The sequence below is a fragment of the Streptomyces sp. NBC_01537 genome, assembly GCF_045040445.1.
Taxonomy (GTDB): Bacteria; Actinomycetota; Actinomycetes; order Streptomycetales; family Streptomycetaceae; genus Actinacidiphila.
In genome coordinates, this window is the sequence record NZ_CP109392.1 from 3,091,557 (window position 1) to 3,112,222 (window position 20,666).

A 20,666-nucleotide genomic window follows, 5' to 3' on the forward strand; every position below is an offset into this window, starting at 1 on the left:
CACAGACGAACCAGTCTGCGGGCATTCCGGCGCCTTGCGATGCACCGCGCCAGACGCCGCGGCCTATCCGGCCCTGATCGCCCGGACAGGGCCTAGCTGAGCGGGTACCCCCAGATGTGGTGATCAAGCACTACTTGTCCTGCTTGTCAGACGTTCGGCGGACAGCTGTGGTTCCTGATGCGCATGAATGCGTATGAAATATGCGAAAAGGGCCACCCCGCATCAGCGGAGTGGCCCTTCCCGTACGAACCCGTCAGTCGTTGTTCACACCGGGGGTCGTCTTGGCGATCTGCATCAGGAACTCGGCGTTCGACTTCGTCTGCTTCATCTTGTCGAGCAGCAGCTCGATGGCCTGCTGCGAGTCGAGCGCGTGAAGCACCCGGCGCAGCTTCCAGATGATGCCCAGCTCCTCCGGGGCCAGCAGGATCTCCTCCTTACGGGTCGCGGACGCGTCGACGTCCACGGCCGGGAAGATCCGCTTGTCGGCGAGCTTGCGGTCGAGGCGGAGCTCCATGTTGCCGGTGCCCTTGAACTCCTCGAAGATCACCTCGTCCATGCGCGAGCCGGTCTCGACCAGAGCGGTGGCCAGGATGGTCAGCGAGCCGCCGTCCTCGATGTTGCGCGCGGCACCGAAGAAGCGCTTCGGGGGGTACAGCGCGGTCGAGTCGACACCACCGGACAGGATGCGGCCGGAGGCGGGGGCGGCGAGGTTGTACGCGCGGCCCAGACGGGTGATGGAGTCCAGCAGGACGACGACGTCGTGGCCCAGCTCCACCAGACGCTTGGCGCGCTCGATGGCGAGCTCGGCGACGGTGGTGTGGTCCTCGGCCGGGCGGTCGAAGGTCGAGGAGATGACCTCGCCCTTGACCGACCGCTGCATGTCGGTGACCTCTTCCGGACGCTCGTCGACCAGGACGACCATCAGGTGGCACTCGGGGTTGTTGTGCGTGATCGCGTTGGCGATCGCCTGCATGATGATCGTCTTACCGGTGCGGGGCGGCGCGACGATCAGACCGCGCTGGCCCTTGCCGATGGGGGCGACCAGGTCGATGACCCTGGGGATGAGCTGGTTGGGCTCGTTCTCCAGGCGCAGGCGGTCCTGCGGGTACAGCGGGGTGAGCTTGTTGAACTCCGGACGGCCGCGGCCCGAGTCGGCTGCCATGCCGTTGGCGGAGTCCAGGCGGACCAGCGCGTTGAACTTCTCGCGGCGCTCGCCGTCCTTGGGCTGCCGGACGGCGCCGGTGATGTGGTCGCCCTTGCGCAGGCCGTTCTTGCGGACCTGGGCGAGGGAGACGTACACGTCGTTCGGGCCGGGCAGGTAGCCGGAGGTCCGGATGAACGCGTAGTTGTCGAGGATGTCCAGGATGCCCGCGACGGGGATCAGGACGTCGTCGTCGTTGACCTGCGGCTCGTTGCCGAACTGCTCCTCGCGGCGGTTGCCGCCCTGGCCACCCTGGGTGCCCCGGCCGCGGCGGTCGCGGTAGCGGCCGCGACGGCGGCGGCCGCCGCCGTCCTCGTCGTAGTCGTCCTGCGGGCCGCCCTGCTGACCCTGGGGCTGCTGCTGCTGGGTCTGCTGACCCTGGCTCTGGCTCTGGCCGCCCTGCTGCTGGCCCTGGCCCTGGCCCTGCTGGCGGTCGACGCGCTGCTGCTGGCCGCCGCCGTCCTCGCCCTTGTTGCGGCGGTCGCGCTGGCGGTCCTGGCGGTCCCGGCGGCCCTCGCGGTCCTGACGGTCACCGCGCTGGCGGTCCCGGCGGCCCTGACGGTCGTCGTCACCCTGCGCCTGGGTCTGCTTGCCCTCGGCGCTGTCCACAGCCGCGACGGCGGCGGGCGCGGCCTCGGCGGGCTTCTCCGCCTTCTCGGCGGCCTTCGCGACAGCCTTCTCCGCGGTCTTCGGCTGCTCGGGGATCTCGATCTGCTTCGGCTGCTCGGGCGCGACGGCCTTGGCCTCGGCCTTGACCTCCGCCTCGGGCGTGCCGAGCGTGCGGGCCCGCGAAGTGGCACGGCGCTTGGGCTTCTCGGCAGCCTCCCCGGCAGCCGGAGCCGTGGCCGTCGCCGTGGCGGCGGCAGCGGCGGCCTTGGCCGCCGGTGCGGCGGAGCCGCCGGACTGCGCGGCCTTGATGGTGTCGATCAGCTGGCTCTTGCGGAGCCGCGCGGTGCCCTTGATCCCGAGTCCGGAAGCAAGCTGCTGCAACTCGGCCAAAACCATGCCCTCAAGGCCGGTGCCGGCGCGGCGTCGCTTGGGGGCAGCAGCACCGGTGGCGGGCGCGCTGGCGTCCGACGCGGGCGCGGCGTCCGTACGCGCGCCCATCAGATCGGTGGTGTCGCTCACGAAGGGTCCTTCCCTGGAGCGGACGTCGGCCTGTCTGGCTCGGCGACCGGTTGTGCTGTCCGGATCCGGCCTTGATGTCCCTTGGCTTGATCCGGGGCGGTTGTCCGCCTGACGGCGGCAGAAATGAATACACGGGTTCCGGCGGAGTGATCACTCATGTGGGGTGTCGCTCGCGCCGACTCCGGAGCGTGCTCGGCACTGCTCAGGCAGGCTGCCTATGCGGTGTGGGAGGCTCCCGGAAGAAAGGCGGTCCCGATACGGGACACGGAGCACCGCGCCACAAAGGCGTCGAGTGCAGACTTGAGATTAACACTACCGGATCCAACAAATATTCCCCCTCTCTTCGACCGGCAATCGTGTCATTGCCGATCCCCCTGCCGTTCTCACCGCCTCACTGCCCCACAGCGAGCGGCAGAACGCTTGCCCCGGCCACGTCGAGGGCCAGGCGGTTGGCCGCCCACCCTTCGCCCGCGAGCTGGGAGACCTTGTCGGCGGCGCCTTCCTCCGTGAGCGCCAGCACGGTGGGCCCCGCGCCCGAGATGACAGCAGGTACGCCCTCGGAGCGCAGCCGGTTCACCAAAGCCACACTTTCGGGCATGGCCGGTGCGCGGTATTCCTGGTGCAGCCGGTCCTCGGTGGCGGGCAGCAGCAGCTCGGGGCGGCGGGTGAGCGCCTCCACCAGGAGCGCGGCCCGCCCGGCGTTGACGGCTGCGTCAACATGCGGGACGGTGCGCGGCAGCAGGCCCCGCGCGGTCTCGGTGAGCACCGGCTTCGACGGTACGAAAACCACCGGGACCAGCGATTCCGCGGGGTCCATCCGGATCGCGTGGGCGGCGCCGCCCTCGGTCCAGGCCAGTGTGAAGCCGCCGAGCAGACAGGCGGCGACATTGTCGGGGTGGCCCTCGATCTCGTTGGCCAGCTCCAGCAGCGCGGCGTCGTTGAGCTTTTCGTGTCCGCCTATCGTCACCGCGCGGGCGGCCATGATGCCCGCGCAGATGGCGGCGGAGGAGGAGCCCAGGCCGCGGCCGTGCGGAATGCGGTTGGCGCAGACGACCTCGAGGCCGCGCGGCTGTCCGCCGAGCACGTCGAACGCGGTGCGCAGGGAGCGTACGACCAGGTGCTTCTCGTCCCGGGCGAGGTTGTCGGCACCCTCGCCGGCGATGTCCACGTTCAGGCCGGCGTCGGCCACGCGCACCACGACATCGTCGTAGAGCCCCAGGGCCAGGCCGAAGGCGTCAAAGCCGGGTCCGAGGTTTGCGCTGGTCGCGGGGACGCGCACTCGGACGGCGGCGGCGCGGAAGGCGGGTCCGGCCATCGTTCGATGACTCTCCTTGTGCTTCATGTGCTTCAAGGGCGGTTCTGCCTCGAATGCCTGGGCGTGTGCTGCCTTGGCATCGTTGCCGGAGGACGGCGAGGGCTTTGGTTGGCCCAATTGTGCCAGTGGCATGGGCCGAGACGGCGCGCTGCGACGCCGGTGGACACCAGCCTATCGAAGGAAGGTTCTGTTGCGACATAGGGCGCACGAACAGCGCGTGATGCGTGTCGCCCCAGGGGCGTGCGCCCCCATCCGCCGGACGGGCGCTAGGGCCCTTCTGGCGGGTCTCCGTGGGAGAAGGAGCGGGGTCTGGCGCCTGTGATCGCAAGGCGCCGGAGCGTCCACAGGGTGGTTTCCTGTGGGCGCTTCGGCAACGCCGCGAGCGCTGGTGCCAGGGCACGCGACGCCACGGAGACCCGCCAGAAGGGCCCTAGGAGCCCGTCCGGCGGTGCGATCCTGCTCAGGCCAGGCCCAGCTTCTCGGCCGCGGTGTCCGCGTCCACCGGGACGGTGACCGGCTGCGGGGCGCCGGCGACGGCCCAGTCGGGGTCCTTGAGGCCGTTTCCGGTCACCGTGCAGACGATGCGCTGGCCGGGGTCGACCCGGCCCTCCTCGGCGGCCTTGAGCAGGCCCGCGACCGATGCCGCGGAGGCGGGCTCGACGAAGACGCCCTCACGAGCCGCCAGCAGGCGGTACGCGGACAGGATCTGACGGTCCGTCACAGCCTCGATGAGGCCGCCCGACTCGTCCCGGGCCTCCTCCGCGAACTGCCAGGACGCGGGGTTGCCGATCCGGATCGCCGTGGCGATGGTCTGCGGGCTGCGCACCGGCGCGCCGTTGACGATCGGGGCCGAACCGGCCGCCTGGAAGCCCCACATACGAGGGTTTCGGGTGGACACGCCGTCGGTGGCGTATTCGCGGTAGCCCTTCCAGTACGCGGTGATATTGCCCGCGTTGCCCACCGGGAGGACATGGATGTCGGGCGCGTCGCCGAGCATGTCGACGATCTCGAACGCGGCGGTCTTCTGGCCTTCGATACGTACCGGATTGACCGAATTGACCAGCGCGACCGGGTACTTGTCGCTCAGGCCGCGCGCCAGCTCCAGGCAGTCGTCGAAATTGCCGTCGACCTGCAGGATCTTGGCGCCGTGCACGAGCGCCTGGCCCATCTTGCCGAGCGCGATCTTGCCCTGCGGGACCAGGACCGCGCAGACCATTCCGGCCCGCACCGCGTACGCGGCCGCCGAGGCCGAGGTGTTGCCGGTGGAGGCGCAGATGACGGCCTGCGCGCCCTCCTCCTTGGCCCGGGTGATGGCCATCGTCATGCCACGGTCCTTGAAGGAGCCGGTCGGGTTGGCTCCCTCGACCTTGAGGAAGACGTCACAGCCCGTGCGCTCGCTGAGCAGCTGCGCCGGGACGAGCGGAGTGCCACCCTCCAGCAGCGTGACCACGGGGGTCTCGGCGGTCACCGGGAGACGATCCCGGTACTCCTCGATGATGCCGCGCCACTGGTGGGTGCGAGGCATTCGCGGGGTGTCGGCGATGGCGTTCATTGGGCTACCTCAGGGAGGGGAGAGGGGGAGGGAGAGAGGGGACGACGGTGACGAACACAGGATGTCAGTCGCCTTCCACGCGCATGATGCTCGCGACGGCCCGGACGGTGTCCAGCTCGCGCAGGACGTCCACCGTGGCGGACAGGGCCGCGTCGGTCGCGAGGTGGGTGACCACGACGAGCGTGGCCTCACCGTCGCGCCCCTGCTGGCGGACCGTGTCGATGGACACCCCATGCTCGGAGAAGACGGTGGCGACCTGGGCCAGTACGCCCGGTTTGTCGGCCACGTCCAGGCTGATGTGGTAGCGGGTCACCACATCGCCCATCGGGCTCACCGTGAGCTGCGCGTACGCGGACTCGCCGGGGCCGGTCGTCGCCGCCAGCTTGTTGCGGCAGGCCGCCACCAGGTCGCCGAGCACGGCGGACGCGGTGGGCGAGCCGCCTGCCCCGGGGCCGTAGAACATCAGCTTGCCGGCCGCGTCCGCCTCGACGAAGACCGCGTTGTACGCCTCGCGGACGCTGGCCAGCGGGTGCGTGAGCGGGATCATCGCGGGGTGCACGCGGGCGGTGACGGACCGGCCGTCGGCGCTGCGCTCGCAGATGGCGAGCAGCTTGACGGTGCAGCCCATCTGCTTGGCGGAGGCGATGTCGCCGGCGGTGACCTCGGTGATGCCCTCGCGGTGCACGTCGTCTATGGTGACCCGGGTGTGGAAGGCGATGCCGGCCAGGATCGCGGCCTTGGCGGCGGCGTCGAAGCCCTCGACATCCGCGGTGGGGTCCGCCTCTGCGTAACCGAGGGCGGTGGCCTCGTCCAGCGCCTCGGAGTAGCCCGCGCCGGTGGTGTCCATCTTGTCGAGGATGAAGTTGGTCGTGCCGTTGACGATGCCCATCACCCGGTTGATCTTGTCGCCGGCCAGCGACTCGCGCAGCGGGCGGATCAGCGGGATGGCACCCGCGACGGCGGCCTCGTAGTAGAGGTCCGCCTTGTTCTCCACGGCCGCGGCGTGCAGGGCGGCGCCGTCGGCGGCCAGCAGGGCCTTGTTGGCGGACACCACGGACGCCCCGTGCTCGAAGGCGGTGGTGATCAGGCCGCGGGCGGGCTCGATGCCGCCGATGACCTCCACCACGACGTCGATGTCCCCGCGTTTGACCAGGGCCGTCGCGTCGGTGGTGAGCAGCTCGGCCGGTACGCCCTCGCGGACCCGGTTGGGGCGGCGTACGGCGATCCCGGCGAGCTCCACGGGGGCGCCGATGCGCGCCGCGAGGTCGGCCGCGTGCGTCGTCATGATGCGGGCCACCTCGGAGCCGACCACACCACAGCCCAGCAGCGCCACCTTCAGCGGACGCGTACGCATCATCCGACCTCGTTTCCTTTACAGCTTTTACGGCCTTGGGATGGGACCAGTCTCACTCACCGGACGGAAGTTTCCACGCCCTGTCCGATAAGTGAGACCAGCCCGATTACCTTTGAGATTCTGCTTCACCCGACATCGAGACGCAGGAGATCTTCCTCCGTCTCGCGCCGGACGATCACTCCTGCTTCGCCGTCCTTGACCGCGATCACCGGCGGGCGCAGGACATGGTTGTAGTTGCTCGCCATCGAGCGGCAGTACGCCCCCGTGGCAGGCACCGCGATCAGATCGCCGGACGCGAGGTCCGCGGGCAGAAAAGCATCCCGTACGACGATGTCCCCCGACTCGCAGTGCTTGCCGACCACCCGGGCCAGCATCGGCTCGGCGGTGCTGGCCCGGGAGACCAGCGCGACGCTGTACTCGGCGTCGTAGAGCGCGGTGCGGATGTTGTCCGACATGCCGCCGTCCACGCTCACATAGGTACGGAGCCCGTCGAGCGGCTTGATCGTGCCCACCTCGTAGAGGGTGAAGGCGGTCGGGCCGACGATCGCCCGTCCCGGCTCGACGGACAGCCGCGGCGGGGTGAGGCCTGCCGCCTGGCTCTCGCGGTTGACGATCTCGCCGAGCGCCTTGGCGATCTCGTGCGGCTCGCGCGGGTCGTCGTCGGCGGTGTACGCGATGCCGAGCCCGCCGCCGAGGTCGATCTCCGGGAGCTCCACGCCGTGCTCGTCCCGGATCTGCTTGAGCAGTCCGACGACGCGGTGGGCGGCGACCTCGAAACCGGACGTGTCGAAGATCTGCGAACCGATGTGGGAGTGGATCCCGATCAGTTCGAGCGAGGCCAGGGCCAGGACCCTGCGCACGGCCTCGGCGGCGTCCCCGCCGGTGAGGGAGAAGCCGAACTTCTGGTCCTCGTGCGCGGTCGCGATGAACTCGTGCGTATGCGCCTCGACCCCGACGGTCACACGGATCTGTACGCGCTGCCGCTTTCCGTGCCTCGCCGCGATGTCCGCGACCCGGACGATCTCCTGGAACGAGTCCACGACGATCCGGCCGACCCCCGCGGCCACCGCCCGCTCGATCTCGTCCATGCTCTTGTTGTTGCCGTGCAGCGCGATGCGCTCGGCCGGCATCCCGGCCGACAGCGCCACCGCCAGCTCGCCGCCGGTGCACACGTCGAGGTTCAGGCCCTCCTCGTGCAGCCAGCGCACGACCGCGCGGGAGAGGAACGCCTTGCCCGCGTAGAAGACGTCGGCGTCCGCCCCGAACGCCTCGCGCCAGGCGCGGCAGCGGGCACGGAAATCCGCCTCGTCCAGGATGTACGCCGGGGTCCCGTACTCCTCGGCCAGTGCGCGTACGTCCAGGCCGCCGACCTGGGCCACGCCCTCGGGGCTGCGGGTGACGGTGCGCGACCAGACCCGGGGGTCGAGGGAGTTGAGGTCGGAGGGGGGCGCTGAGTAGTGACCCTCGGGGATCACATCGGCGTAGCGCGGGCCGGCGGGGTGTGCGGAGCGGCTCATGTTCGTGGCACTTTCACGTCAAAGGTGGTCTGGGGCGCTGATGCCGAGCAGGGTCAGGCCGTTGGCGAGCACGGTCCCGGCGGCTTCGGCGAGCGCCAGCCGGGCGCCGTGAACGGCCGAGGGTTTCTCCTCGCCCTTGGGCAGCACCGGGCACTCGTCATGGAAGCGGAAGAACGCGTCCGCCGTTCGCTCGGCGTGCCGCGCGACCCGGTCGGGCGCCCGGTGCCGGGCCGCGGCCTCGACGACCCGCGGGAAGTCCGCGATCAGGCCGAGCAGCTCGGTCTCGGCCGGGTGGCGGTACTCCCCCGGCTCTGTCCCGACGCCCAGGTCATGGGCGTTGCGGAGCAGGGCCCGGGTGCGGGCGTGGGCGTAACGGACCCGGAAGAGCGGATTACTCGCGCGCTGCGCGAGGTGCACGGCCGGATCCAGCTGCGGCGGGTCCCAAGCCGGAGGGCGCAGCAACGCCCAGCGGGCGGCGTCCGGGCCGAGGACGCGGAGCAGGTCGGGCAGCGGCTCGCCGACCGGATGGACGGTGACCGGCTCGGGCTCACCCGGGCCGGCCCCGGCGGCCCCGAGCAGCCGGTTGACGACCTCGGCGGTGAGGGCGGCGCGGGCGTCGGCGGGTCCGGTGGCTGTGACGCGTAGCTTGTGGAGGCCGTCCCCATGGCCGTAGAGCGGGCCCTTCTGGCGCACCGTCCGGAGGAGGTCTGCGTACGACACCGCGTCGAGCGTGATGTTCAGGAACCCCGGCTCCGCGATCTCCACCCGCGCGATCCCCGGCGCCTGGGCCAAATGCCTCCGCAGGATCTCCGCCACCTGCCTCGCCGGCCGCCCCGCGGGCCCCGCGAGCTTCAGCGCCACATTCGTCGCGTAGTCCCCGTGCCCCGGCCTCGGCGGCCGCTGCACCACCAACTGCTCCTGCCACGCCCCCTGCTCCGGCACGCTGAGCTCCTCGGCCTCCACCGCACGGCGAACCGTGCGCAGCACGGTGCGGGAGAGCTCAGCGGGAGTCACAAGCGCAAGCCTAGGCGAGGAGGGGGGCCCTCATGCCAGCGGGTTTCACCCCTCGGTCACGGGCGCGCCCGCCTGGGGTCAGGCCTGGGGTCCCGCCTGGGGTCCCGCCTGGGGTCGGCCTACGGCGCAGTAGCCGGCTCCCCGGCCGCCTGCTCCCCGCTCTGCCCGCCGCCGTGCGCCAGCCTCCGTACGACATTCACCAGCTCCGCCGGCTCGAACGGCTTGCTCAGGAACGCGTCCACCCCGGCCGCCACCCCCGCGTCCACTTCCACCTGCGTACACGCGCTCACCATCACGATCGGCACCCCGCACGTCCCCGGGTCCTCCCGCAACCGCGTCGCCGTCTCGATCCCGTCCAGCCGCGGCATCACCACATCCAGCGTCACCACATCCGGACGCACCCGATGCACGATGTCCAGGCACTCGGCACCATCAGCCGCGGTCACGACCTCGAAGCCCTCCAGCTCGAGGTTGACCCTGATCAGCTGCCGGATGACCTTGTTGTCGTCGACCACAAGCACCCGGCCGGACATGCCCGGCACAGTTCGAAGAGTAGGCGCGCCCCCTCTCCCGCGCCTGCGTTTTGCCCACTTCTTCCCCGTGCGAGGGACCTTTCTCACCACCCGGCTTAACCCGCCCGATCCGGGGTAGCAGCCTCCGTCCCCACCCCCGGCCCAGCCCCTCCGTCGGGCCCTCCCCCGGCCCTTCCCTTGAGCCCTCCCCAGCCGTTCCTTTGAGCCCTCACCGGGCCCTCCTCGCCCCGCTCGCGCCGCGTAAAACCCTGTACACGGCCACCCTCCCCAAGCTGGTAGTGTTTCCCCCGTCGCCGCCACCGCGGACGGCACGCCCCCGTAGCTCAGGGGATAGAGCAACGGCCTCCGGAGCCGTGTGCGCAGGTTCGAATCCTGCCGGGGGCACTTCCGTAGTGACCAGGGTGATCAAGCCCCTGACCTGCGAAAGTGCCACACATAAAGAGCCGGACTCAGTCCCACTGAGTCCGGCTCTTTGTCACTCCTACGCACTGATCCCGAGTGAGTGGCGAGTGAGTCAGGGCGGCCCCTGCCACTGTCGACGGGGGCTGGCCTTGGGTTCACCTCGGACTCCCAAGTACGCCGTCAGTGTGCGTCTGTGCGCCCATCGTTGCGACTGTTCTGTCTGGGTGCACTTCTCGTACATTCCAGCTCTAGGCACTGATGGGCGAGCACTGACAGGAATGTGAGCATTTGATGGATGCTTCGCTAGAGATCAACCTAAGCTCACTATTCCTTTCGATTCTGGCAGTCGCTCTTTCTGGTTACTTGGCTTACCGTCAAGCCCTCGCCGCACACGGCGCGAATCTCATTCCTATCATATTCACGGCTTTTCGTGAGTGGCGACAGGATGACTTCGCACGGACGCAGAGCTACATATTGCATGAGCTGTCTACCGCCCACGATCCCGCAGGTGGATACGCAGGAATCCCCGAGCCACTGAGGAGAGACATCGACCACGTCACGATATTCTATGATGATTTGGGGAAGTTGGTTGCCTATAAGGCGGTAGACCCCAAGGTGGTGATCAGTACTTTCGGGCTGACCATCGTGAGGGTGTGGGATGTTCTCAGGCCGTACATCTACCGAGAGCGCGAGATTCGCGGAACTCAGTTCATGGCGCTATTCGAAGACTTGGCCTGTCGCGCGAAAGACGAGCCGCCATCGTTGCTCCATAGAAGGCTCGGCCTTCGGAAAGATACTTCTTGATTAGTGAGACGAGGGGCAGTAACTCTTCACCTCACCAGCCCATAGCCTTCTCAATCGTCCTGTTGTTCAACTCTTCATGGCCATCGATGCACCCTTCGTAGCGGCGGTGGATGACCTCTGGCGAGTTGCCCGCCCGCCGAGCGACTTCGGCCACGGGCACCCCGGCATTCAGCCAGTTCGTGATGCACGTGTGCCGCAGGTCGTACGGCCGGTGGGCGAGCGGGGACGCCACCTTGTCGGGCGGAAGGGCGACGGGCCGGGTTTCCTGCCACACGCGCCAGTAGCTGGATGTGCCCAGTACGTCCCCGCGCTCGTTGGGGAACAGCCTGCCGTCCTTGGCTGTGCCGAACTCCTTCAGGTGAGCCCGGAGCATCGCTACCAGCAACGGCGGGATGGGGACGGGGCGGTCCGTGTCGGCCTCCCTCGCCTTCAGCCCTCGTTTGTCGTGGCGCTGCCCTGAGTCGGTCCACTTCTTCCCGGAGACCAGGCGTGTCTGGCGAAGGGTGAGGGTGCCCCAACCTTCGGCAGGGAGGTAGCAATCCGCCTCTCGCAGACCCACGGCTTCCGCCGGCCGCAGGGCTGCGTAGAGCAGGACCGCGAAGAAGGCCACGAGCCGTCGCCCCCGGTTGCGGTGGACGGACCCCCCGTAGGACACGGCGGTGAGGAGCTGGGTGCCCTGCGTGGGGTTGGCCAGTACACGGCGATCCACTTTGTCGTCGCCCTTGGGCGTGGCCCGTTTCACCCCTGCGAGTGGATTCACCTCCAGGTATCCCGACGCGATTGCGAACTCCATGGCCGTGTTGAACCCACGGCGGCGACGCTTGTACGTCTCGCCTGCCGCCGGGGTGTCGTCCAGCTTGAACGAGAGCCGGTGCTGAACCTCTCGCACCACCTTGGGATTCAGGAAGGACGACAGCGGTAGCGAATGCGCGGACAGCCACGCGCAGGCGTCCTCAAGCTCGTACGGCGGCTCTTCGTCCTTGTTGGCGGGCACCACGGCCCATCGGAGAGCGAGCCTGGCGTCTTCCTGTGTCGGTGCTTTCGCGTCTTCGGCCAACATCGCGAGCGCCACCGTGGCGAGGCTGTCCGCGATGCCCTCGCGCGTCTTTGCTGCGGTGCCGCGCCAGCGGGTCGCCATGTATTCGCGGCTGAAGTCCCACCATGATGGGTCGGGCTTGGCTTCCTCTGCCGCAGCTTTCTGCTTCGCGGCGGCAGCCCGGAGTTCGGACTCCGGGAGTCCCGTTTCCACGTCGAAGCCCTCGCCCTGCGCATGGCCTGCCACAGCTCCGAGCGGCGGCTTTCAGCCAGCGCCACCGTGGGAAAGGTGGCATGGCGGACCTTCCCCGCCACCACCCAACGCAGCTGGTAGGGAGCCGCCTTGCTGGTGATCCTGCTGACTTTCCACACCCGTACGTCGGTGGAGAGTGTGGGCTCTTCGGGCCCGGCCGGGCGTCCACCATCGCGGGCGCCCGGAACCTGGCTGGGCTTGCGCTGGTTCACGCGGCTTCCTCCAAGGTCGCAATCCAGCGATCGAGTTCGGAACGTCGGATGCGTACGGCGCCGTTCGGGAGCTTGATGGACTTCGGGCCCTTCCTGCGCTGCCGCCAGCCGTAGAAGGTCGCCCTCGGCACACCGGTCTCGTCTATGACCTGGTCGATCGTGAGCATTTCGTCTCGCGGCATGGTCAGGCCCTCCCCGGGCGTGCGGTGGGCGGAAGGTCGGACAGGTGGGACAGCCCCGATTCCGGCTGTCCCACCTCTTCACGCAGGTCAGGCAAGGTAGTGGGACAGTCGGACAGCTGGGACACCTCCGCGGGCGCACGTCCGCCGGACGTTGTCCGCAGCGACCTGCGGGAGCGCGTCGGCGATGTCCTTGGGCTTGGCACCAGGGTTGACACGGACGTGCCGCAGGATCGCGGCGCGAGTGTCGCCCACCGTGTGGTCGGAGACTGGCCCGTCGAGCAGGTGCCAGGCTCCGGAGGCGGGTTGGAACTGGAGGGCGCATTCGGATTCGTCCACGTCGCGACCGGTGACGTGCAGGATGCCGTCAGCCTGTCCCCGGGCCCGCTTGAGTACGAGGGTGACGTCCGCGGCACCCGCAATGCCGTTGGTCCCGGAGACCTCGGTCAGGAAGTCTTCCGAGGCTGCTTTGCGGACGTGGTGGACCAGGACGACGGCGATGCCGTAGTGGTCCGCGAGCCGCTTGGCGTAGCCGACGGAGACGTAGTCGGCGTCGTACGCGGATACGCCTTGCGGGGCTTGGCCGCGCATCTTGGCGAAGACGTCGATGACGACCATGCGGGCGTCGGGGTTGCGGTCCAGCCAGGCGGCGATGGCTCGGTGCCGCCCTGGGGGGAAGGGCGGGCACTCGGTCAGGTTCGGTTGAACCGGCCTTGAGAACCGCTTGAGGTAGTCACGCCAGGCTTGTTCTCGCCGCTCAGCACTCAGTCGCAGACGGCAAGCCACCGACCGGGGAAGAAGGTGCGGGCCGTGCTGGATGTCGCTGTCGTGGGTGGTGGTCCTGGGGGCTTGTTCCTCGCGCGACTGCTGAAGGCGCGGGGTGTCGCGCGGCGGGTCACTGTCTACGAACGGAACGCCCCGGACGCAACCTTCGGATTCGGCGTCGTCTTCTCGGACCGCACGATGTCCACGTTCGAGCAGGCGGATCCGGACACGCACCAGCGGATCGTCGAAGCGAGTGTCGCCTGGACGGACATGGAACTCCGGTACGCGGGCAGGGCTCTGCGCTACGGCGGATACGGATTCACCGCCATCTCACGGAAGGCGCTCCTGTCGATCCTGCAGGAGCAGGCGACCCGTGCCGGGGCCGTGCTCTCGTTCGAGACCGAGGCGGACGCGCTGGACCTCGCCGCCGGCCATGACGTGGTGGTGGCCTCCGAGGGTGCCAACTCGCCCACCCGAACGGCGCTTTCGGATCACTTCGGTACGCAGGTGGAGCCCGGTGCGGCGAAGTACATCTGGTTCGGCACCCACGCCCCCTTCGAGCTGGTGACGTTCCCCTTTGTGGAGACGGGGTTCGGGGCCTTTGCCGCGCACGCCTATCCGTACGGTGGCGGACTGCACACCTTCATCGTCGAGACGGATGAGGCGACCTGGCGGGCGGCCGGCCTGGAGATCACGACGGAGCGGTCTTCGGCACCAGGCGTGAGCGACGACTATGCGCAGGAGCTCATGGAGCAGGTTTTCGCCGAGCATCTTCAAGGACACCCGCTGCTGGTGAACAACAGCAAGTGGGCGAACTTCCGTCATGTGCGCAACCGGAACTGGTCGTACCGGAACCTCGTGCTCCTGGGAGATGCCGCGCACACCGCGCACTTCTCGGTGGGGTCGGGCACCAAGATGGCGATGGAGGACGCCATAACCCTGGCCGCAGAGCTGGCCGACGGCGGTGCCGAGGAGCCGGTCGGGGCGGCGCTCTCCCGCTACGAGACGCTCCGCCGCCCCGATATCGACCGTACGCAGAACTGGGCCCTGCCGAGCATGCGGTGGTGGGAGACCTTCGGCGCGCGGATGGGCCGGGACCCCGATCGGTTCGGATTCCACTTCCTCACCCGTACGAACGCCATTGGCCTGGCCGGGCTGCGCCGCCGCGACCCGGAGCGCGTGGCCGCCGCGGAGGAGGCCTACGCCCACAGCGCTCCGCGGCCGGCCGGGCCGAGCAGCGGCGGACACGCCCTGGGCGCACCACTGCAGCTCGGCAGCGCGCTACTGCGGAACCGGCTGGTCACCGCCGTTGGCGACCGGGCAGAGCGGCAGATCCGGGCCTGCGAGGCGTACTCGGTGGCCGGGAGCGGGCTGGTGCTCGCGGACTGGCGGCGCCCGCAGGGCGTGGGGGAGCTCGATGCCTGGCGTGCGGCGCTGGAACGCATCAGCGCCGACGGCACCGTCCTGGGTGTGGTACTGCGCGCGCTGGACGACGTGGGGGCCACGCGGGCCGAGGCCGTCGGATTCCCGGTCGTGGAGGTCGTGCTGGACGACATCTCGGCCTACGGAGAGGCACAGCGCAACGAACACGCCATCGTCGAGCGGAAGTTCATGAGCGGCCTCCCCGCGGGGGCGGTGGTGCTGGCCGGTCTCGCGTGCCCCGCAGCGGGGGCGTACGAAGCAGCCGGGGACCACCTGGTGGAGCGGGCACGCGGCGCGGCCGAGGCAGGCGCGGCGGGGCTGCATCTACGGGCGGCCGCCGCCCCGGCACGCGTCGGCACTTGGACGCACGAACTGGAACACGCCGACCGGCTCCGTACCGGGACCGGGCTGCCCGTCCTGCTCCAAAGGCCCGTCGGGTGGGCCCTGGAGCCCCCGGCCGGCCGTGGCGAAGGCCATCACACGCTGCTGCACACGGCCCTGGTCGCGGGCCGGATCGACGCCGTCACCGGCTGGCCACTGCCGAACACCGTCACCCAACCCGGCTACTGACTTCTCTCCCCGCCCCGCACCGGCGTCTTCCTGTCAGCGCGATTCCCCTGGAGGAGCACGTGACCCACCTGACCGAAGGTCTCCGAGACAACCGGACCGGGCCGGAGCCGATCGCCGTCATCGGCATGGGCTGCCGATTCGCCGGCGGCGTCGATTCCCCTGAGTCGTTCTGGCGCCTGCTGACGAACGGGCAGGACGCTATCAGCGAGGTGCCGGCGGAGCGTTGGGCCTCGTACGAGCAGGCCTCGCCACAGAACGCCGCGGCCCTGCGCCGCACCACCCGCCACGGTGGTTTCCTGGACGACATCGAGGGGTTCGACGCCGAGTTCTTCGGAATCACCCCGCGCGAGGCCGAGTTGATGGATCCGCAGCAGCGGATCGTGCTGGAGGTCTCCTGGGAGGCACTCGAACACGCGGGCATCGCCCCGCACACCCTGGCCGGCAGCGACGCCGGGGTCTTCATCGGTGTCGGGTCGGACGACTACGGCCGGCGGATGCTGGAGGACCTCCCCGGGATCGAGGCGTGGACCGGCATCGGCGCGGCGTTCTGCGCCGTCGCCAACCGCGTTTCCTACACACTCGACCTGCGCGGATCCAGCCTGGCCGTCGACACCGCCTGCTCGGCCTCGCTCGTCGCCTTCCACCTCGCCCTCCAGGCGCTGCGCGAGGGGGAGTGCCCTGTCGCGCTCGCCGGCGGGGTCAACATCATGGCGGGACCGGGGCTGACCATGGTCCTCGACGCCGCCGGAGCCGTCTCGCCCGACGGGCGCAGCAAGTCCTTCGACGCGGCCGCCGACGGATACGGCCGGGGCGAGGGCGCGGGCGTCGTGGTGCTCAAGCGGCTGTCGGAGGCCCAGCGCGACGGTGACCGGGTCCTCGCCGTGATCAGGGGCAGCGCGGTCAACCAGGACGGCCGCACCAACGGCATCATGGCCCCGAGTTCCGAGGCACAGGCACATCTGCTGCACCAGGCCTACCGCAACGCGGGCGTGGATCCCCTCACCGTGGACTACGTCGAGGCGCACGGCACCGGCACCCGGGCCGGCGACCCCATCGAGACCACAGCGATGGCCGAGGTCTTCGGTGCCGGCCGGCCCGCGGACCGGCCCTGCCTCATCGGTTCGGTCAAGCCGAACATCGGCCACCTGGAAGCCGGAGCGGGGGTCGCCGGTCTGATCAAGGCCGTACTGGCGCTCCACCACGCACACATCCCGCCGCAGGCAAACTTCAACGAGCCCAACCCCGCCATCCCCTGGGAGGAGGCGCGGCTGCGGGTCGTGGCCGAGCCGACACCCTGGCCGGCGGCCGGTGACCATCCGCGCCGGGCCGGTGTGTCCGGCTACGGCTACGGCGGCACGATCGGGCACATCGTCCTGGAGCAGGCACCCGAGAGCACCGACGAGCTGGCCCCTGCGGATTCGGTGCCGCAGAACGACACCGTACGGCTGTTCCCGCTGTCCGCCGCCACCGAGGCCGGTGCCCGCGCCAACGCCGCCCGGATCGCCGCCTGGCTGGCCGCCGAAGGCGCGGACACCCCGCTGGAGGACGTGGCCCGGACCCTGGCTGTGCACCGGGGCCACGCTCCCGCCCGGGCCGTCGTCACGGCGAACGACCGGGACCAGCTCCTCACCCGCCTCTCGGCCTTCGCCGAGGACCGGGCCGAGGACGGCACCGAGTCCGGGACGACTCTGCCGGCCGCCCAGCGCGGTGCCGTGTGGGTGTTCTCCGGCCACGGCTCGCAGTGGATCGGCATGGGGCGCGAACTCCTCGCCGACGAGCCGATGTTCGCGAAGGTGCTCGCCGAGATCGACCCGATCTTCCTCGACGAGATCGGGTTCTCGCCGCGGCAGGTCCTGCTCGACGGGGACCTGCACGACGTGGACCGGATCCAGCCGATGATCTTCGCCATGCAGGTGGGGCTGGCCGCCGTCTGGAACGAACGCGGCCTGGCACCGGCGGCCGTCGTCGGCCACTCGGTCGGTGAGATCGCCGCAGCCGTGGTGTCCGGCATGCTCGGACTCGCCGACGGCGCCCGCCTGATCTGCCGCCGCTCCGTGCTGCTGCGCCGCGTCGCCGGCCAGGGGGCGATGGTCATGGTCGGCCTCGCCTTCGAGGACGTCGCGGACCGGCTTGCCGGCCGCGACGACGTGGCGGCCGCCATATCCGCCTCCCCCCGGTCGACCGTCGTCGCCGGCGACATCGACGCGGTCGAGGAGCTGGCCGCACAGTGGGAGAGCGAGTCGCTGGTCGTCCGCAGGGTCGCCTCGGACGTCGCCTTCCACAGCACCCACATGGACCCGCTGCTCGCCGAACTCCGCGACGCCGCCCAGGGGCTGGAGATATCCCAGCCCCGGCTGCCGGTGTACAGCACGGCGCTGGACGACCCCCGCAGCAGCGCTCCCCGCGACGGCGCGTACTGGGCCGGGAACCTCCGTAACGCGGTCCGTTTCACCCAGGCCGTCACCGCGGCCGTGGAGGACGGCTTCCGGGTCTTCGTCGAGGTGTCCGGGCACCCGGTGGTGGCACACTCCATCGGCGAGACGCTGGAGGAACTGGGCGTCGAGGACGCCCTCGTCGCCCACACCCTGCGCCGCAACCGGCCCGAACAGGGCACCCTGCTCGCCAACCTGGCAGCCTTGCACTGCCATGGCGTCCCGGTCGACTGGGCCACGGCCACCCGCGGCCGCCTGGCCGATCTGCCCCACACGGTCTGGCAGCACCGGCGCTACTGGTACGAGTCGGCCGGCCGCACCACCGGCGGCGGCAGTCAGCACGACGTGGACAGCCACACCCTGCTGGGCGGTCAGGTCGCCGTGAACGGCAGCACCCCGGCGCGGATGTGGCAGACCTATCTGGACGAGACCTGCCGCCCCTACCCGGGCGACCACCCCGTGCAGGGCGTCGAGATCATCCCGGCGACGGTACTGCTCAACACCTTCTTCACCGCCGCCTCCGACGGCGGCCGGCGCCCCGGACTGGCCGATGTGACCCTGCGCGTGCCGGTGGCGGTCAGCACGGCGCGCGAACTCCAGGTCGTCCACCAGGAGGGCACGGTGCGTCTGGCGTCCCGGATCCTCGGGCAGGACGGTCCCGGCAGCGCGGACGACGCCGATGCCGCCTGGCTCACCCACACCACGGCCGTCGTCTCCCCTGGCACCACTGTGGCCGAACAGCCTCTGGACGCCGATGCGCTGCATGCCCGGTGCGCCGAAGTCCTCGACGCCGGCTTCGTCGTCGACCGGCTCGCCGACATCGGTGTGGCGGCCATGGGCTTCCCGTGGCAGGTGCGGGAGATGCGGCGCGCCGAGGGGGAGATCTTCGCCGTCGTCTCGGCGCTGCCCGACGGCGAGCCGCCCGCGTCCTGGGCCTCCGTGCTCGACGCCGCGCTCTCCATCGCCTCGGTGGTCTTCCCGGGAGAACCGATTCTCCGGATGCCCGCCCACATCCGCGAGGCAGTGGTCCAGGGCGATTGCCCCGCCGAGGTACTGCTCCACGTCAGGACGGTCGACGGCCCCGCCGCCGCCGACACCGTCGACGTCACCGTGGCCGCCACGGACGGCCGGGCGCTGGCCCGGCTGACCGGCCTGCGCTACGGCGTGCTGGACGGTGACCCGGGAGCCACGGCCAGTCCGCGCCGCCTGGTCAGCGAGGTGACCTGGCGCCCGCTGCGGCTTCCGGCCGAGCCGGCCCGCGGGCGCGGCCCCGTGACCTCCGCGGTGATCGTCGGAGACCGGAAGACCGGCCTTCTCATCGGCGACGCATTCACCGGCGCGGGCCTGCCCTGGACCGTACTCGACACCCCCGAGCAGCTGGACTCCCTCGCCGAACCGCTCACCTCCGGCACCGCCGTACTGGTGGTGCCGGAACGGGCCGCCCCCGGGGAGAGCGTCGGCGGCGCCGCGGTCGGTGCGGCCTGGCTGCTCACCCGCACGGTCCAGCGGCTCGCGGCCGCCGGCCCCGCGGTGCAGCCGGCCGTGTGGTGCGTCACCCGCGGCGTACTCGAGTCCCTGGGCGCCAAGTCCCTGGGCGACGCCCCGCTGTGGGGCCTGGGCCGGGTCGTCGGCGGCGAACACCCCGAGCTGTGGGGCGGCACCGTCGATGTGGCGGAGGAACCCGACACAGGGACGCTGTCGGCGCTGGTCGGGATCGTACGGGCGCAGCCCGGCGAGGACCTCGTCTCGCTGCGCGGGACCGACGCGGAGGTCGCGCGGCTCGTGGCCGTGGAGCGGGAGCCGGTCCGTGCCTCGCTCGAATGCCGCCCCGACGGCACCTATCTGATCACCGGAGGACTCGGCGTCCTGGGTCTGGAAGTGGCCACCTGGCTCGCCGGACGCGGCGCCCGGCGCCTGGTCCTGGTCGGCCGCAACGGCCTGCCGCCCCGCGCGGTGTGGGACGAGCAGAGCGACGCCTCGACGCGCCGGCAGATCGAGGCGGTTCGCGCACTGGAAGGGCTCGGCGTCACCGTCCGCACCGTGGCCGTCGACATCACCGACCCCGAGGCCGTGGCAGCGGCGCTGTCTCCGCAGGCCCTCGACCTGCCCCCGGTCCGGGGCGTGGTGCACGCGGCCGGCGTGCTCGACAACCGTATGACGGTGACGGTCGACGAGAGCTCACTCGAGCAGGTGATGCGGCCCAAGGTGGCCGGAGCGCTGGTCCTGCACGAGCAGTTCGCCCCCGGCAGCCTGGACTTCTTCACTCTGTTCTCCTCCTGCGGCCAACTGCTGGGTCTCACCGGCCAGGCCAGCTACGCCGCCGGGAACGCGTTCCTGGACGCCCTGGCCGCACACCGCAAGACGCTGGGCGACGACAACGCCGTCAGCTTCGCCTGGACCTCCTGGCGCGGCCTGGGCATGTCGACGTCCTCGGCGGTCATCGACGCCGAACTCGCGGCCCGTGGCACCGCGGACATCTCCGCCGCGGAGGCGTTCCGCAGCTGGGAGTTCGCGTCCCGCTACGACTCCCCCTGCTTCGCCGTCATGCGCACCATCGAGCTGGAACCCGGCGCGGTCCGTCCCGCGCTCCTGGACGAACTGACCGTCGAGACCGCCGACTCCGCTGCCACGGAGCAGGCTCAGGCAGACTGGGCCTCGCTGGCGCCGGAAGAGCTGCATGCCGCTCTGGTGGACCAGGTGCGCGGCCTGGTGGCGGCCGAGATGAAGTGGGCGCCGTCCGCGTTCGACGTGCGGCGTCCGCTCATGGAGATGGGCCTGGACTCGGTGATGACGCTGGTCATCAGGCGCCGGCTGGAGAAGCTCTTCCGGCTCGCGCTGCCGGCCACGCTGCTGTGGGACCGGCCCACGGTGACGGCCATCGCCGAGTATCTCGCGGAGCGCCTGACCGCCTGACCGGCTGAGTACGCGGCCCGGTCCCGGCTGAGACACGTCGGGCCCGGGCCGCCCCCACCACCCCT

General features: G+C 70.5%; 13 protein-coding genes and 1 tRNA gene. 4 read left to right on the forward strand and 10 right to left on the reverse strand.

Annotated elements, in window-relative coordinates:
- Positions 1-253: 253 nt before the first annotated feature.
- From rho to OG607_RS14135, 7 genes are all read right to left on the reverse strand, one after another.
- Positions 254-2,329: a transcription termination factor Rho gene (gene rho / locus OG607_RS14105; RefSeq protein ID WP_405723138.1), complete on the reverse strand. Its 2,076-nt coding sequence runs from the start codon at positions 2,327-2,329 to the stop codon at positions 254-256.
- A gap of 391 nt (positions 2,330-2,720) precedes the next feature.
- Entirely contained in the window at positions 2,721-3,644 is a 924-nt protein-coding gene (thrB, locus tag OG607_RS14110; protein WP_405723140.1) for a homoserine kinase, read from the reverse strand.
- A gap of 460 nt (positions 3,645-4,104) precedes the next feature.
- On the reverse strand, positions 4,105-5,196 hold the full coding sequence (gene thrC, locus OG607_RS14115) for a threonine synthase (RefSeq protein WP_405723142.1): 1,092 nt from the start codon (positions 5,194-5,196) through the stop codon (positions 4,105-4,107).
- A 64-nt stretch (positions 5,197-5,260) separates the two neighbouring features.
- Entirely contained in the window at positions 5,261-6,553 is a 1,293-nt protein-coding gene (locus OG607_RS14120; protein WP_405723144.1) for a homoserine dehydrogenase, read from the reverse strand.
- Between the two features lie 122 nt (positions 6,554-6,675).
- Positions 6,676-8,067, reverse strand: a complete 1,392-nt coding sequence (gene lysA / locus OG607_RS14125; RefSeq protein ID WP_405723146.1) for a diaminopimelate decarboxylase — start codon at positions 8,065-8,067, stop codon at positions 6,676-6,678.
- 18 nt (positions 8,068-8,085) lie between these two features.
- A complete protein-coding gene (gene nrtL, locus OG607_RS14130) occupies positions 8,086-9,081 on the reverse strand; it encodes an ArgS-related anticodon-binding protein NrtL (protein ID WP_405723147.1) in 996 nt (331 codons plus the stop codon).
- 119 nt (positions 9,082-9,200) lie between these two features.
- Complete coding sequence (locus OG607_RS14135; RefSeq protein ID WP_405736757.1) at positions 9,201-9,614, reverse strand: PleD family two-component system response regulator; 414 nt, start codon at positions 9,612-9,614, stop codon at positions 9,201-9,203.
- A 312-nt stretch (positions 9,615-9,926) separates the two neighbouring features.
- Between OG607_RS14135 and OG607_RS14140 the strand changes: the two genes are divergently transcribed.
- Both OG607_RS14140 and OG607_RS14145 read left to right on the forward strand, forming a co-directional pair.
- Positions 9,927-9,998: transfer RNA gene (locus OG607_RS14140), tRNA-Arg, on the forward strand.
- 309 nt (positions 9,999-10,307) lie between these two features.
- Positions 10,308-10,820 (forward strand): hypothetical protein, encoded by a 513-nt coding sequence (locus OG607_RS14145; RefSeq protein ID WP_405723149.1) that lies wholly within the window; start codon positions 10,308-10,310, stop codon positions 10,818-10,820.
- A 31-nt stretch (positions 10,821-10,851) separates the two neighbouring features.
- Here OG607_RS14145 and OG607_RS14150 read toward each other — a convergent pair whose 3' ends face one another.
- From OG607_RS14150 to OG607_RS14160, 3 genes are all read right to left on the reverse strand, one after another.
- On the reverse strand, positions 10,852-12,102 hold the full coding sequence (locus OG607_RS14150; RefSeq protein WP_405723150.1) for a tyrosine-type recombinase/integrase: 1,251 nt from the start codon (positions 12,100-12,102) through the stop codon (positions 10,852-10,854).
- A 214-nt stretch (positions 12,103-12,316) separates the two neighbouring features.
- Positions 12,317-12,502, reverse strand: coding sequence for a helix-turn-helix transcriptional regulator (locus tag OG607_RS14155; RefSeq protein WP_405723151.1), 186 nt, complete (start codon positions 12,500-12,502; stop codon positions 12,317-12,319).
- Positions 12,503-12,589: 87 nt separating this feature from the next.
- Complete coding sequence (locus tag OG607_RS14160; RefSeq protein WP_405723153.1) at positions 12,590-13,285, reverse strand: AAA family ATPase; 696 nt, start codon at positions 13,283-13,285, stop codon at positions 12,590-12,592.
- Between the two features lie 24 nt (positions 13,286-13,309).
- Here OG607_RS14160 and OG607_RS14165 point away from each other — a divergent pair, with 24 nt between their 5' ends.
- Both OG607_RS14165 and OG607_RS14170 read left to right on the forward strand, forming a co-directional pair.
- Complete coding sequence (locus OG607_RS14165; protein WP_405723155.1) at positions 13,310-15,256, forward strand: FAD-dependent monooxygenase; 1,947 nt, start codon at positions 13,310-13,312, stop codon at positions 15,254-15,256.
- A 59-nt stretch (positions 15,257-15,315) separates the two neighbouring features.
- Positions 15,316-20,601, forward strand: coding sequence for a type I polyketide synthase (locus OG607_RS14170; RefSeq protein WP_405723157.1), 5,286 nt, complete (start codon positions 15,316-15,318; stop codon positions 20,599-20,601).
- Positions 20,602-20,666: the final 65 nt, after the last annotated feature.